This is a genomic window from Methylophaga sp. OBS1 (genome assembly GCF_026319365.1).
The window spans coordinates 121477-136893 of record NZ_JAPDMS010000004.1 but is presented as its reverse complement, the minus strand read 5'-3'; the positions used below and the strand labels follow the sequence as shown (position 1 = coordinate 136893).

The window sequence follows — 15417 nt, the reverse complement described above, 5'->3', positions numbered from 1 at the left end:
TAAAGGAAATAAACATGAATCATGTGGTGTTCAGAAGCTTTATCGCACTGGTCATTCTGACTCTGACTGCCTGCGGCTTTCAGCTCAGGGGCGCAGCGGCGGTGCCGGAAGAACTGAAAACGCTCTATATTCAGGGCGTCAACACACGACAGGATTCATTTGGTCTGCAACTCAAGCGTGCTTTGCAAAGGAACGGCATCAACGTGCTTGAGGATTACCAGGAAGGGGCGTCTCTGTTTACCGTGCTGGAAAACCGCTATCAGCAGAATGTGCTGACAGTGGGCAGCAATGCCAAGGTGCGTGAATATGAACTGGAAGCCTGGGTGATTTATCAGATCACCGATGAAAACGGTGAACTTATCGGTGATAAGCAACGGGTCGAGGCCAGACGCGATTACCAGTTTGATCAGAATCAGATCCTGGCGATGGACGAGCAGCAACGGGTATTGCGCGAAGATATGTATAAGCAGATGGTACAGAGCATTATCCGCCGCCTGTCTGCCCTTAATTAATTCATGCGGCTAAAGGCGGAACAACTCGACGGGGCCTTGCAGCAGTCTCTGTTACCGGTCTATCTGGTGCATGGTGATGAAGCGCTGCTGGTGGAAGAGGCCGCCGATAAAATCAGAAAACGGGTACGCGATGCCGGGGCGAACGATCGCGAAGTCTGGCATGTCGAAGGCCGTTTTGACTGGTCACAAATCAAGTGGCAGGAACAGAGCCTGTCGCTGTTTGCCAGTCAGCGGCTGATTGAAATCCGTCTGCCATCGGGCAGCCCGGGAAAAGAGGGCGGTGAAGCTTTACGACGCTTTTGTGCTGAACCACCGCAAGACACCACGCTGATTATTATCAGCGGCAAAATTGATAATCGCTCGCAGAAAGCCAAGTGGTTTACCGAACTCGACAGCCTCGGCGCCACAGTCGCAATCTGGCCTGTGGATGCGACGCAGTTACCACGCTGGGTGATGCAGCGGATGAAACAACGCGATCTCGATTGCGACAATCGCCTGGCGAGCCTGATCGCCGAGCGGGTGGAAGGCAATCTATTCGCCGCCGCACAGGAAATCGACAAGCTGGAGTTACTGAGCGTCGATGGCGAACTCAGTGAAGCTATGATCCTGCAATCGGTCGCCGACAATGCCCGCTTTGAAGCCTTCGGCCTGATGGATACCGTGCTGGCAGGACAAGCGCAGAGAATCCCCCGTATAATAGAGCGCCTGCGCGCGGAAGGTGTTGATATTTTAGCGGTTTTTTCTGCTGTTGCCTGGTGCCTGCGGCGGATTGTGGCGATGTCGGTGGAACTGCAGAACGGTCGTCCGCTGGAGCAGGTATTTGCTGCTCAGAAACCGCCGGTCTGGGATAAAAACAAACCCTTAATGCGGGAAGCCTTGCAGCGCTACGATAGTCAGCGCTGGCAGCAGTTTCTGACGCAGATGGCCGATATCGACCAAGCCGCCAAAGGCATATTGAAAACCTGCCCGTGGCGTTTGCTGGAAAAACTCTGCCTGCAGGCGGCAGGTGTCAGACAAGCCTGATAGAGAAAACGAAGGAGTCTTTTGTTGGACGTTAATGAATACATGCAGAGCCTGGGGCAACACGCCCGTCAGGCGAGCCGCGCCCTGGCACGTGCCGGCACTGAAACCAAGAACAAAGCCCTGCTGGCGATGGCAGCCGAGATCCGTGCGGCTGCCGAAACCCTGAAACGGGAAAATGAACGAGATCTGGAAGCCGGCAGAAGCAAAGGTCTGGAAGCGGCGCTGCTGGATCGTCTGACCCTGTCCGATGCCCGCATCGAATCCATGGCGGAAGGTCTGGAACAGATCGCCGCGCTGCCGGACCCAGTGGGTGAAATCAGTGATATGACTTATCGGCCTTCCGGTATTCAGCTGGGTCGTATGCGTGTACCGCTGGGTGTAGTCGGTATTATTTACGAATCACGCCCGAATGTGACTGCTGACGCAGCCGCTTTATGCCTGAAATCCGGTAATGCCACCATTCTGCGTGGTGGCAGTGAAGCGATTCACTCCAACCAGGCGATTGCCGCCTGTATCCGCCGTGGTCTGGAGCAGGCCGGTTTGCCGGAAACGGCAGTACAGGTGGTTCAGACAACTGACAGAGCCGCCGTCGGTCAGTTAATTACCATGCCGGAATATGTCGATGTGATCGTGCCCCGTGGCGGCAAAAGCCTGATTGAACGGATCAGTAACGAGGCCAGGGTACCGGTGATTAAACATCTGGATGGCATTTGTCATGTTTATATCGACAGTGAAGCCGATCTGGATATGGCCGAAGAGATTGCTTTCAATGCCAAGTGTCATCGTTACGGTGTCTGTAATGCGATGGAAACCCTGCTGGTGGATGCGGCTGTTGCTGACACCATCCTGCCACGACTCGCAGTGCGTTACGGTGATGAAGGCGTGGAACTACGCGGCTGCAGCCGTACCCGCGCGATTCTGAAAGACATCAATGCCGCGACCGATGCTGACTGGGACACCGAATACCTGGCACCGATTTTGTCTATTAAAGTTGTCGACGGGCTGGATGAGGCGATGGAGCATATTCATCATCACAGCTCCGGTCACACCGAATCGATTGTGACGGAGAACTATCAGCGCGCACGTCGTTTCCTGGCTGAGGTGGATTCCAGTTCGGTGATGGTCAATGCGTCGACTCGTTTTGCCGACGGTTTTGAATATGGTCTGGGTGCCGAGATTGGCATTTCAACGGATAAAATTCATGCCCGCGGCCCGGTCGGGCTGGAAGGGCTGACTTCACAAAAATGGATAGTCTTGGGTAGTGGGCAAGTCAGAAACTAAAGCTGCTGTTGGTATCCTGGGCGGGACTTTCGATCCGGTCCATTTTGGCCATCTGCGTACCGCGCTCGATGTGGTTGAAGCGCTGGATCTGGAACACCTGCGCCTGATTCCGTGTGCCTTGCCGCCACACCGCGTGGAACCGGTGGCCAGTCCGCAGGAACGGCGTCTGATGCTGGAACTGGCGATTAAAAATCATCCCAAACTGGTGGTCGATGATCGTGAACTGGACCGTGAAGGGCCTTCTTACACAGTGGACACACTGCTCAGTCTGCGTGAGGAATTACCCGACAATCCGCTGTTTGTGCTGATGGGCACGGATGCTTTTCGCAGTCTGAACAGCTGGTCACGCTGGCAGCAGATTATTGAACTGGCGCATATTGTTGTGATGCAAAGACCGGAAGAACAACTTGAGATGCCGGGTGAACTGGCGGAATGGTATCACGCGCATCAGGCAGTGCCGGGTGATGAAGCCCTCGCTGCAGGTAAAATCTGGTCCATACCAGTCACGCAGCTCAGTATTTCAGCGACCGGTATCCGCGAGAAACTCTATGAAAATCGTGATGTGCGTTATCTGCTGCCGGATGCCGTCATTACACTGATTGAGCAGATGGGGCTGTACCAAATCAGGCCGCAAGCATCCTAATGGATAATCTGTTTTTTGTCCTGTCCAAGCTTGTCTGGGGCTTACTAAGCCCCAGCAGTCTGCTGATCTGGTTATTGATACTGGCCACCCTGTTTTTGTGGCTCAATTATATTAAAGCGGGGCGCCGTTTACTGACCTTGCTAAGTATTGTGGGGTTTGCGGTGATGGCGTATCCGGTTGGCGACTGGCTGATGCAGCCACTGGAAACCCGTTTTCCACCCCCTGCAACTTTGCCCCAGGATATTGACGGCATTATCGTGCTGGGCGGCGCCGAAAACCTCAAGCTTTCCAGTGGTTGGAACAGTGCCGAAGTCGGTGACAGTGCTGAACGCCTGTTTGCCGCCGCACAATTGAGCCGGGAATATCCAAGCCTGCCAGTCATATACAGCGGCGGAAGCAACCTGGTGCAGATGCCGGATCTGGACAGTGAAGGGTGGGTCTCAATGACTTTGCTGACGCAGGTCGGTATTGACCCGGCACGGATAATCAATGAGAGTCGGGCTCGCAATACCTTCGAAAACTTCGTCATGATAAAGCCATTGTTGCCCGAGGCCGACGGTCAATATCTGCTGGTCACTTCCGCTTTTCATATGCCGCGGTCAGTCGGCATTGCCAGAAAACAGGGCGTTAATGTGATTCCCTATCCGGTGGATTACCGCAGCAACAAACCAGATCTGCGTTACTGGGACTTTGCCTTATTCTCACATCTCGAGGTATTGGAAGTCGCCTGGCGTGAATGGCTGGGATTGACCGCTTATTTTATAACCGGCAAAACCTCGGCCTGGTTGCCCGCTCCTCGCTTGGAGCAGGTTGAGCAGGATTAATCAGACAGCAACGGTCGGCAACCTTGCGTTACACTATTATTAACTTTGACGAATACGGAGAGCCCAATGCAGGCTGAAGAACTCAAATCACTGGTTATCAACGCACTTGAGGATATCAAGGCGGAAGATATTCAGGTTCTGGATGTCACCGAGATGACCGATGTCACCGATTTGATGATTATTGCTACCGGTAAATCCAGCCGCCAGGTTAAGGCACTGGCCAATGAGGTTGTGATGCAGGCTAAAGCTGCCGGTGTCCAGCCTCTTGGTGTCGAAGGGGAAACCGTCGGGGAATGGGCGCTGGTGGATCTGGGCGATGTGATCACGCATATCATGACCCCGCAAACCCGTCTGACCTACAATCTGGAAAAGCTCTGGAGTGTGCCCGAACAAAGCGAAAAGCTGTCGGCTGACAAGGAATGAAAATCAACCTGGTCGCGGTTGGCAATAAAATGCCGGACTGGGTGACACAGGGATTCGAAGAATACAGTCGCCGCCTGCCGCGGGAATGTACCCTGCAATTGCAGGAAATCACGCCGGCCAAACGTGGCAAAACCGCACAAGCTGAGCAGTGGAAGAAAGATGAAGCGGTACGGATTTTGTCAGCGATTCCGGATAATCACTATGTGATTGCACTGGAAGTCGATGGCAAAAGCTGGAGCACCCAGTCACTTTCTCAACAGATGCAGTCCTGGCTCAGTGACGGCCGTGATGTGACGCTGCTGGTCGGTGGTCCGGACGGACTCGATTCCAGCTGTCTGCAGCGTGCTGATCAAAAGTGGTCTCTGTCACCGTTGACCCTGCCTCACCCACTGGTGCGTATTGTGCTTGCTGAGCAACTCTACCGGGCCTGGACTATCCTGCAGAATCATCCCTATCATCGCGCATGATTTTTCCTGCTATTTACCTTGCCTCAGGATCGCCTCGGCGGCGTGAACTTCTCAGTCAGATGGCAGTCGACTTCGCTGTGATTGTGCCCGATGTTGATGAGTCTGTGCAGCCCGGCGAATCTGCGCAAGCTTATGTTAGGCGTATCGCGATCAATAAGGCGCTGGCTGCTCTCCCAATGCGTGATTCGAATACCAGCAGACCGGTGCTGGCGGCGGATACAGCGGTGGTTGTGCAGAAGACAATTTTTGGTAAACCGGTCAATGACGACGATGCCCGGCGTATGTTAAAAATGCTGTCTGGACAGGCCCATCAGGTGATGACCGCTGTGGCACTGGCTTCAGAGGAAAAGCTGGAAACAGCAATCAGCCTCAGTGAGGTTCGCTTTGCCTCAATGTCAGAGGCAGAGATTGACTGGTATATCCAGACCGGTGAAGGCCGGGATAAGGCCGGTAGTTACGCGATACAAGGCTTGGCTGCGATCTTCATTGAAACCATTCGGGGCAGTTATTCCGGCATTATGGGGCTGCCTGTCAGGGAAACTGGACAACTTTTAAAGCATTGGAAAGCCGATGAGCAGTGAAATTCTGATCAATATTACGCCCAGTGAGACGCGTGCCGCGGTCGTAGAAAACGGCGTCCTACAGGAAGTTTTTATCGAGCGTAGTGAATACCGGGGACTGGTGGGAAATATCTACAAAGGCAAGGTTTGTCGGGTGTTACCCGGTATGCAGGCGGCTTTTGTCGATATTGGCCTGCCACGCGCCGCTTTTCTGCATGTTTCAGATATTTCTATTCCCAAGGGCCAGACAGGTGATTTGAAAGAAGCGCCGAATGTTGAGCCCACCATCAGTAGTCTGCTGAGAGAGGGGCAGGAAATCCTGGTGCAGGTGATTAAAGATCCGATGGGGACCAAAGGCGCACGCCTGACAACGCAATTATCCGTCTCTTCGCGTTATCTCGTATATATGCCTGAAACCGAAGGTATTGGCGTCTCGCTTAAAATCGAAACCGAGGAAGAGCGCGAGCGGCTCAAGAACTGCCTGATCAGTCTGCTGGATCCGGGCACCGGCGGTTATATCCTGCGCACTGCGGCAGAGGGCGTGTCAGAAGCTGAACTGGAGGCTGATCTCAAGTTTCTTTATCGACTCTGGGGCAAACTGGAAGAGCGCAAACAGACCGTCAACTGTGGCGAGCCGCTCCATGAAGATCTCCCGTTGGCGATGCGGGCCTTGCGTGATCTGTTTAATGCCGATATCGAGCGGATCCGGATTGACGCGGAAGATGTATTCCATAAAGCGGTGCATTTTGCCGAGGGTTTTATGCCCGAATGCGCTGCCAGACTGGAACATTATGATGGTGATTTACCTCTGTTTGATCTTTTCGGGGTTGAGGATGAAATCCAGAAAGCGCTGCAGCGCAAGGTTTTGCTGAAATCCGGAGGCTATCTGATTTTTGACCAGACCGAGGCGATGACCACGGTTGACGTGAATACCGGGGGCTTTGTCGGCCACAAAAACCTGGAAGAAACTATCTTCAAAACCAATCTTGAGGCGGCTCACGCCATCGCACGTCAACTCCGCGTGCGTAATCTGGGCGGTATTATCATTATCGACTTTATCGATATGGAAGAAATCAGTCACCGTGAGCAGGTATTGAGAGCTCTGGAAAAGGCCATGTCGCTGGATCGGGCACGACATAACATCAGTGCTGTTTCAGAATTGGGGCTGGTGGAAATGACCCGCAAACGGACCAGAGAGAGTCTGGGCCATATTCTTTGCGAGCCCTGTCCCTGTTGTGAAGGCAAGGGGTACACCAAGAATGTGGAAACAGTTTGTAATGAAATCTTCCGTGAAATCATGCGCGAAGCCCGTCAGTATGAAACCAAACAGTTTCTGATTCTGGCGTCGCAGGATATTATCGATCGGCTCAATGACGAAGATTCCACCAAGGTTGCCGAACTGGAGCAACTCATTGGCAAACCGATTCTGTTCCAGTGCGAGGCCCAATACGGGCGTGAACAGTTCAACGTGGTTTTGATGTAGGCGCTGAATGTTATTAAAAAGCCTTCATATAGCCAGCCGACAGCTGTTTTATCTGCTGGTGGTGGTAACGGTTCTCGGCCTGCTGGGGCTGATAGCTGCGATGTGGCTGTCGGAGGAAGTGGCGGAACGAAAAGATGAAATCGCGACCTGGGCCAGTCAGAAAACCGGTTACCCGGTCAGTATTGATTCGGCCGGTCTTTACTGGTTTGATCTGATTCCCAAGCTGGAAGTGCGGCAGGTCAAAGTCAGACAGAAAGACAGTGATACCCCGATTCTGACTGCGGAACAGGTCTATCTGAGTCTGGATCTGCTGCAAACGCTCACCAGTGGCGAACCGGTCGTGGCTGATGCCAGTATCCGTCAGGCACGACTCAAGCTAGAGCGTAACCTTGAGGGCAAGATCCGGCTCACCGGCCTGGAGGCCGGGCGTCAGAACCAGGCGAGGACCAGTCTGGATGAAGTGATTCGCTGGTTCAGCTGGCTCAAGCAACTTGAACTCAGTGGCATCGCTGTAGACTATCAGGACAGAAAACAGCCCACATTGTCTGGTGCCTATCAATTGCAGTGGCTGGAACTACAGTTTGCCGGTCGTCAGTGGCAGGCGAATGCCGATATCCTGCTGCCCCAATCCCTCGGGACCGGGGTCACGCTGAACGGCGAGGCTGAAATTGATGACCGTTACGCGCTCACAGCATGGGCGTTTGAGTTGCAGACGGATGATTTGTCATTGGCTCCGGCAATGAAAGGAATGCCACTGAATGGCATGAAAGTCGTAGAAGGTCTGTTCTCAGGCACTATCAGTGCCAGTCAGAATGATCTGGGCGAGCTAACGGCCAGACTGGATACCACTGTCAGCGACATCACGCTGGGCAGTGAAAAAACAGCTGAAGAATTTGATCAGGTCGCTCTGGAACAATTGCAGGGCCGGTTCCGTTTTTCACAACAGGCTGCCAACTGGATGCTTGATGCTGAAGCAGTGCAGATTCGGATGGCAGGTGATGCCTGGCCCGTCACGGCGTTCAATCTGCAGCGTCACCAGGGGGGGCAACTGGATGCCAGTGCGGATTATCTCCGGCTGAGTGACCTCACTGCTGTGGCATTGTTGATGCGGGATATGCCTGCCTGGCTGGTAGAGACCAAGCCGGCGGGTGATATCCATGCACTCAGCGCCCGTTATCAACCGGATAGTGGTGTCCAGGCACTGGATCTCCGTGCTGAAGGACTGGCTATTTTGCCCTGGCAGGATTATCCCGGTGCCAACGACTTGAGTTTTTCACTGAGCTGGCAGCAGAATCAGGGCGAGTTACGCCTGAATAGCCATCAAACCACCCTTTACGCCGATAGCTGGCTGGATGAAACGGTTTATCTGGAATCAATGACCGGCGAGGTCAGCTGGCACTACCAGCAGGAAAACTGGCACATCTCTGCGGAGCGGCTGAATCTGTGGAATGATGATCTGAATCTCAGCCTCAACGGCCGTGTCAATCATCAAAATGGCGAGACGGATACCGACCTGCGACTGGAGCTCCAGGATGTACAGAATAATCGTTGGCGTGCTTACCTACCCACGTCACTGATACCGGAAGATTTTGAAATATGGTCCAGAGAGGCCTTTAAAGAGGGGGTTATCCGTTCTGGCTATGTCGAACTGAAAGGCGATCCAACTGCATTTCCCTTTGATGAAGCCCCGGACAAAGGCAGCTTCGATATGCAGTTACAGGTCGAAAATACCCGACTCCATTATGCTGAGGGCTGGCCCGACCTTATCGCTGTAGACGGCACTATCAGTGGTCAGGGCAACAACCTGCTGATTCAGAGTCAGACGGGCAGCATTGCCGGATTTTCTTTCCGCGATGTCACCACGACGATCTCTAATCTGGTCAGACCTAATCCCATTCTCCGAGTCGATGGCATGCTGACCGGTTCGACGGCGAATGCGCTGTCATTCCTGCAGAACAGCCCTTTGAAAAAACGCTTTGGCTCAGTCACTGACTGGATCGAGGTGCGAGGCAAGAGCGATATCAAGCTGAACCTGATGGTGCCGCTGGTCAATCCCGATGACACGGAAGCAACGGGTTATGTCACCTTTGCTGACAGTGAGCTTCAAGCCAGTGCATTGCCGGAACTCACTATCAGTCAGATTAACGGCCAGCTCAATTTCAGCAATGAAGGGGTGGATGCTGAGACGATCACGGCGGTCGCGTTCAAACAGCCGGTGACAGTCGACGTGATACCGACTTCGGAGCAGACCCGGGTAGAACTCAATGGCAGTGCATCGCTAAACGATTTACGTAGCCTCTGGCCGCAGCAGATCCCTGACTTTATCACTGGTGAGACGGATTACCGTGCTCAGTTGATGATTGAAGAACCCGTGGAAGGGCAGTTTGATGTGGCAGTTAACATCAAAAGTGATCTCCTCGGTGTCAGCATTGATACCCCGGCGCCCCTGGGCAAAAGAGCCAGGCAACGCCAGGCTGCGGAGCTGCAGATCGAGACTGACGGGCAGACTGTTTACCGCTTCAGTCTGGATAATTGGCTCAATACTGCTTTGACTGTCGACAAGGGCAAGCCGACAGGGCAAATCATGCTGGGTGGCGATTCTGCAGTGTCACAGGCAGAAGGCTTGGTGATAGGCGGCCGTCTGACAAAACTGGATCTCAATGCCTGGATGGACTGGCAAGCCGAGCGAGCAGAACTGAATACTGAAAATACCATGCTCGATGCGGTCGATCTTACGATTGATGAACTGGCGGTTGCCGAGCAGACTTTGACTGCGCTCCAGCTTTCAGCGAGTCAGACCCGAGGACAATGGACGCTCTCTCTGGATTCATCGCAAATTAAAGGCAGGATCAGCTTACCCACTTCGGTGAGTAATGAGCGTCCGCTGGTCGTGGCTTTGGATCATTTGAATCTGCTGCTGCCTGAGACAGATGAATCTGCTGCCGTGACTGGGACGGCTGAACTCTGGCCACCAGTGAGGCTGGATATCACCGAGTTTGAACTCAATGGGGTGCGCCTGGGGCAACTGAGTTTGCGGGCCAACCGTATTGCCGAAACCTGGCAAGTGGAATCGGCCAGTCTCACCTCACCGGTTTTACAGGCCTCATTGACGGGAAGCTGGGCTCAATCGGCGGCCAATAACCGCAGTGAGTTTGAGGTGGTCGCCTCAAGTGACGACCTGAGAGCCTTACTGACCTATTACGGTTATCAGGGAGTCATTGAAGCGAGACAGGTACAGCTCAATAGCAAACTCAACTGGCCCGGCGACCCTACCGCTTTCTCACTCGCCAGCATGCAGGGTGAGCTGGATTTGTCTGTGGGTCGTGGCAGTCTGATTGAAGTCGAGCCGGGGGCGGCCGGTCGCATTTTCGGCCTGTTGAGTATTGCTGCCATCCCACGCCGCTTGTCACTGGACTTCAGTGATCTGTTCGGCAAGGGCTTTGATTTCAGTGCCATCAACGGCCAATTCCAGTTCAGTAATGGAATTGCCCGCACCGATAACCTGACTATGCAGGGGGATTCGGCCTTGATTGAAGTCGCGGGTCCAATCGATATGGTGGCCAAAACGTATGACCAGACCGTGAAGGTTACCCCGAAAGTGTCTTCTACCTTACCCCTCGCCGGTGCCGTGGCCGGTGGGCCGGTAGGGCTGGGTGTGGGAACGGCTATCCTGTTGTTCGATAAAATTGCCGGACAGGTTTTTGATCGCGAAATTGTTGACCTTATCAGCTACAGCTATCAATTGACTGGTCCCTGGAATGACCCTCGCCTCAATGTGTTGGGACCTAAGGCGGAACCGGGCCAGTCCATCCCTTAATCTGCTATCATATTAAGTTTAAAGCGACGGCAATTCTTGAGTTGATGAAAGCATCTATTTCCGAACAAGTCCAACAGCAACTGCTACTGCCAGCCGGCCTGACCGAGCAGGACCTGGAGAATGCGCTGGCTTCCACCATGACCGGCGGCGTTGATTATGCTGATTTGTATTTTCAGCAGTCCCGTCAGGAAAGCTGGTTACTCGAAGATGGCATCATCAAGGATGGTGGCTACCATCTGGAGCAGGGCGTCGGTGTGCGTGCCTGCAGCGGTGAGAAAACCGGTTTTGCCTATTCTGATGACCTGGTCTTACCGGCCTTGCAACAGGCGGCGAGTGCGGCTCAGGCGATTTCCCGGCAGGGGCAGGAGCAGTCAGTGGCGGTCTGGAAACGTCAGACCACGCCCGTGTTATATGCCAGTCAGGACCCGATACTGGCGCTGAGCGTGGAAGAAAAACTGGCGCTGCTGCATGAAGCTGACGCCGCGGCGCGCAGAGCCGATTCCCGTGTCAAGCAGGTTAACGTCAGTCTGGCCGGTGAGCTCGACAGCGTCTTGATTGCTGCCAGTGACGGGACCTACAGTAGTGATATACGGCCATTAATCCGGATGAATGTCAGCGTCATCGTCGAGAGCAATGGACGCCGTGAGCGCGGTAGTGCCGGTGGCGGCCGCAGAATGGATTATCGCTATTTCCGTGACAACAATCTGGCCCAGGCTTATGCCCGGGAAGCAGTGAGGATCGCCCTGGTTAACCTGGAAGCGGTGGCTGCGCCAGCGGGTACCATGCCGGTGGTGCTTGGTAGTGGCTGGCCTGGCGTACTGTTGCATGAAGCGGTGGGTCATGGCCTGGAAGGTGATTTTAACCGTCGTGGCACCTCGACTTTCTCCGGAAAAATGGGTGAAATGGTCGCTTCGCCTCTGTGTACTGTCGTTGATGACGGCACCCTTGAATTCAGACGTGGTTCGCTGAACATTGATGATGAAGGTGAAGCCAGTCAGTACACCACATTGATTGAGAAGGGGCGTCTGGTTGGCTACATGCAGGATAAGCATAATGCACGTCTGATGGGTACCAAAAGTACCGGTAACGGCCGCCGTGAATCTTATGCGCATCTGCCGATGCCGCGCATGACTAACACTTATATGCTGCCCGGTGACCGTAAGCCGGAAGAAGTTATCGCGTCGGTGGACAGGGGTATTTATGCCGTTAACTTCGGTGGCGGTCAGGTCGACATTACTTCCGGCAAATTTGTGTTTTCAACCAGCGAAGCCTACCTGATTGAAAACGGCAAAATCACGACGCCGGTGAAAGGCGCCACGCTGATTGGTAATGGCCCTGAAGTCATGCAGCGTATTTCGATGGTTGCCGACGATCTGGAACTCGACAGCGGCGTCGGTAACTGTGGTAAAGAAGGTCAGAGCGTCCCGGTCGGTGTCGGACAGCCCACCTTAAAAGTCGATGCCCTAACCGTGGGCGGAACAGCTTAGATTTAAAACATATGACAAAGCAACACAAAGCAGTCGCCCTGATTTCCGGCGGCCTGGATTCCATGCTGGCAGTCCGTGTACTGCAGGAACAGGGGATTGAAGTTGAGGGTATCAATTTCTACACCGGTTTCTGTGTCGAGGGCCACACGCATGCGATTCGCAATCACGACAAAGAAAAACAGAAGCGGAATAATGCACTGTGGGTCGCTGAACAACTCGGCATCAAACTCCATATTGTCGATGTGATTGAAGAATACAAGGATGTGCTGCTCAATCCTAAACACGGTTACGGCGCCAATATGAATCCCTGCCTTGACTGTAAAATTTTCATGGTGGGTAAAGCGGTTGAGTGGGTTAAACAGCACCACAAGGACGGTTTCGATTTTATCGTCACCGGTGAAGTAATTGGTCAGCGGCCCATGTCGCAGCGTAAATTCACCATGCCCATCATTTCTGAAGAATCGGGTGCCGATGATTTGCTACTCAGGCCACTGTGTGCGAAAAATCTTCCTGAGACAAAGCCCGAGCGGGAAGGCTGGGTGGATCGTGAAAAACTCTATGACTTTCATGGCCGTAACCGTAAACCACAAATCGCGCTGGCCAAACAGTTCGGCCTTCATGATTTTGCTTCTCCGGCCGGTGGCTGTTGCTTCCTGACCGACAAGAGCTATTCCGATAAACTGGTTGATTTATGGCAGGCGCGTAACAGCCGTGACTATGAGCTTGATGACATCATGTTGCTCAAGGTTGGTCGTCACATCCGGCCGAATGATAAATTCAAACTTATCATCGCGCGTGATGCCGGCGAAAGTAAATTTCTGGAAGGCTATCGCAAGCAATACACCAGTATCCATGCGCTCAGTCACAACGGACCGATGGCACTGGTTGACGGCGAACTCAAACAGGACCAATATCCACTCGCTGCCGCGATAGTGGCGCGTTTCGGTAAGGGTCGGACGGCGGATGAAGTGGAACTCGATATTGCCACACCCGATCAGCAAAGGCAGCAGGTGAAGACGGCGCCGCTCAGTGCTGAAGAAGTGCTGCAGGAGTGGTACGTATGAGCCGTCAGCAACTGGATGCACGACGCATGCTCTGCCCGATGCCTGTGATCAAGACGCAGAACCAGGTGGCAGGCATGCAGGTTGGTGATGAAGTTGAGGTTATTTGCACTGACCCCGGCGCATTAAATGATATTCCAGCCTGGGCCCGTATCAATGGTCACAGTGTGATCGAGACCGTTCAGGACGAAGATGAGATTCGAATTACGGTTCGTGTTGGTGCATAGCACCAAAATGATCCATAAGCCTGTTTTTGTGCACCATAACAGTGCTATCGTAAGGTGCAGTTGCACCTAAATGGTTGATTTATCGTAACAGTGAAAGTTGGCTTGATTTCTGCTGTACTATGTCGCGAGTTTTTTTGCACAACGCAATGTGCAGTTTCTAAAAATTGGAGAAGTTAAATGTCTGTCGAAAATGTGCTTCAAATGATCAAAGATGAGGACGTCAAATTCGTTGACTTCCGTTTCACCGATACGCGTGGTAAAGAGCAACACGTTTCTTATCCAGCGCATTCTATTGATGAAGATACCTTCACAGAAGGCGCAATGTTCGACGGCTCTTCTGTTGCCGGTTGGAAAGGCATTAATGAATCAGACATGATTCTGATGCCGGATCCTGAAACTGCGGTCATGGACCCGTTCATGGATGACAACACGCTGATCATTCGTTGTGACATCGTTGAGCCTGCCACCATGCAAGGCTACGAACGTGACCCACGCAGTGTGGCTAAACGTGCTGAAGCGTATCTGGAATCAACCGGTCTGGCTGATACTGCTTTCTTCGGTCCAGAACCAGAATTCTTTATTCTGGATGACGTTCGCTGGGGCAGCGATATTTCAGGTTCTTTCTACAAAGTGGATTCTGATGAATCTTCATGGAACACTGAAAAAGTCTTCCCGGATGGCAACATGGGTCACCGTCCTAAAGTAAAAGGTGGTTACTTCCCGGTTCCTCCCGTTGACTCACTGCAAGACATCCGTTCTGCCATGTGTCTGACCATGGAAGAAATGGGTCTGGTGACTGAAGTTCATCACCACGAAGTCGCGACTGCCGGTCAGTGCGAAATCGGTGTTAAATTCAACACCCTGGTGAAAAAAGCGGACGAAGTGCAAATCCTGAAATACGTTGTTCATAACGTGGCTCATGCTTATGGCAAAACAGCGACTTTCATGCCAAAACCACTGGTGGGTGATAACGGTAGTGGTATGCACGTCCACCAATCTATTTCTAAAGGTAGTGAAAACCTGTTCTCCGGTAACAAATACGGTGGCCTGTCTGAAACTGCGCTGTACTATATCGGCGGTATCATCAAACATGCCCGCGCCCTGAACGCGTTCACTAACTCTTCTACCAACAGCTACAAACGTCTGGTTCCGGGTTTTGAAGCTCCTGTTATGCTGGCTTACTCAGCCCGTAACCGTTCAGCTTCTATCCGTATTCCATACGTCAGCAATCCGAAAGCACGTCGTATCGAAGTTCGCTTCCCTGATCCGTCTGCCAACCCATACCTGGCATTCTCTGCCATGCTGATGGCTGGTCTTGACGGTATCAAGAACAAGATCCACCCTGGCGATGCCATGGACAAAGACTTGTACGACCTGCCAGCCGAAGAAGCAGCAGAAATTCCAACCGTATGCCACTCTCTGGATATGGCGCTGGAAGCGCTTGATGCCGACCGCGCCTTCCTGACTGAAGGTGGTGTATTCACCGACGACATGATCGACGGTTACATCGCGCTGAAGATGGAAGAAGTGACGCGTCTGCGTATGGAAACTCACCCGGCTGAATACGACCTGTACTACAGCGTTTAATTCACTCGAGTCTGTTTCGACA

The 15417-nt window shown here is 53.0% G+C and carries 14 protein-coding genes; all 14 read left to right on the top strand.

Annotation, left to right across the window (positions count from 1 at the left end; genetic code table 11):
• The first annotated feature begins 14 nt into the window (after nucleotides 1-14).
• The 14 genes from lptE (at nucleotide 15) to glnA (ending at nucleotide 15395) form a co-directional block, all read left to right on the top strand.
• The gene (gene lptE, locus OMQ46_RS12030; RefSeq protein WP_266237231.1) at nucleotides 15-512 is read left to right on the top strand and encodes an LPS assembly lipoprotein LptE; all 498 of its coding nucleotides are present in this window, start codon (nucleotides 15-17) and stop codon (nucleotides 510-512) included.
• A gap of 3 nt (nucleotides 513-515) precedes the next feature.
• On the top strand, nucleotides 516-1535 hold the full coding sequence (gene holA, locus OMQ46_RS12025; RefSeq protein ID WP_266237230.1) for a DNA polymerase III subunit delta: 1020 nt from the start codon (nucleotides 516-518) through the stop codon (nucleotides 1533-1535).
• A 42-nt stretch (nucleotides 1536-1577) separates the two neighbouring features.
• Entirely contained in the window at nucleotides 1578-2816 is a 1239-nt protein-coding gene (locus tag OMQ46_RS12020) for a glutamate-5-semialdehyde dehydrogenase (protein ID WP_416234846.1), read from the top strand.
• Nucleotides 2797-3459: a nicotinate-nucleotide adenylyltransferase gene (gene nadD / locus OMQ46_RS12015; RefSeq protein WP_266237228.1), complete on the top strand. Its 663-nt coding sequence runs from the start codon at nucleotides 2797-2799 to the stop codon at nucleotides 3457-3459. The genes OMQ46_RS12020 and nadD overlap by 20 nt, the downstream gene beginning before the upstream one ends.
• The gene (locus OMQ46_RS12010) at nucleotides 3459-4283 is read left to right on the top strand and encodes a YdcF family protein (RefSeq protein ID WP_266237227.1); all 825 of its coding nucleotides are present in this window, start codon (nucleotides 3459-3461) and stop codon (nucleotides 4281-4283) included. The genes nadD and OMQ46_RS12010 overlap by 1 nt, the downstream gene beginning before the upstream one ends.
• Before the next feature lie 66 nt (nucleotides 4284-4349).
• On the top strand, nucleotides 4350-4706 hold the full coding sequence (gene rsfS, locus OMQ46_RS12005; protein WP_266237226.1) for a ribosome silencing factor: 357 nt from the start codon (nucleotides 4350-4352) through the stop codon (nucleotides 4704-4706).
• Nucleotides 4703-5173 carry a 23S rRNA (pseudouridine(1915)-N(3))-methyltransferase RlmH gene (rlmH, locus tag OMQ46_RS12000; protein WP_266237225.1) on the top strand — a complete coding sequence of 157 codons (471 nt, stop codon included), beginning with the start codon at nucleotides 4703-4705 and terminating at the stop codon, nucleotides 5171-5173. Before rsfS ends, rlmH begins: the two co-directional genes overlap by 4 nt.
• Nucleotides 5170-5754 (top strand): Maf family protein, encoded by a 585-nt coding sequence (locus OMQ46_RS11995; protein WP_266237224.1) that lies wholly within the window; start codon nucleotides 5170-5172, stop codon nucleotides 5752-5754. Before rlmH ends, OMQ46_RS11995 begins: the two co-directional genes overlap by 4 nt.
• Nucleotides 5744-7216 (top strand): ribonuclease G, encoded by a 1473-nt coding sequence (gene rng / locus OMQ46_RS11990; protein ID WP_266237223.1) that lies wholly within the window; start codon nucleotides 5744-5746, stop codon nucleotides 7214-7216. The genes OMQ46_RS11995 and rng overlap by 11 nt, the downstream gene beginning before the upstream one ends.
• 7 nt (nucleotides 7217-7223) lie before the next feature.
• Entirely contained in the window at nucleotides 7224-11033 is a 3810-nt protein-coding gene (locus OMQ46_RS11985) for a YhdP family protein (RefSeq protein ID WP_266237221.1), read from the top strand.
• A 44-nt stretch (nucleotides 11034-11077) separates the two neighbouring features.
• Nucleotides 11078-12520: a metalloprotease TldD gene (gene tldD, locus OMQ46_RS11980; protein WP_266237219.1), complete on the top strand. Its 1443-nt coding sequence runs from the start codon at nucleotides 11078-11080 to the stop codon at nucleotides 12518-12520.
• 11 nt (nucleotides 12521-12531) lie between these two features.
• Complete coding sequence (locus OMQ46_RS11975) at nucleotides 12532-13584, top strand: tRNA (5-methylaminomethyl-2-thiouridylate)-methyltransferase (protein WP_266237218.1); 1053 nt, start codon at nucleotides 12532-12534, stop codon at nucleotides 13582-13584.
• Nucleotides 13581-13808, top strand: coding sequence for a sulfurtransferase TusA family protein (locus tag OMQ46_RS11970; protein WP_266237217.1), 228 nt, complete (start codon nucleotides 13581-13583; stop codon nucleotides 13806-13808). Before OMQ46_RS11975 ends, OMQ46_RS11970 begins: the two co-directional genes overlap by 4 nt.
• Before the next feature lie 177 nt (nucleotides 13809-13985).
• Nucleotides 13986-15395, top strand: a complete 1410-nt coding sequence (glnA, locus tag OMQ46_RS11965; protein WP_266237216.1) for a glutamate--ammonia ligase — start codon at nucleotides 13986-13988, stop codon at nucleotides 15393-15395.
• The last annotated feature ends 22 nt before the right edge of the window (nucleotides 15396-15417 follow it).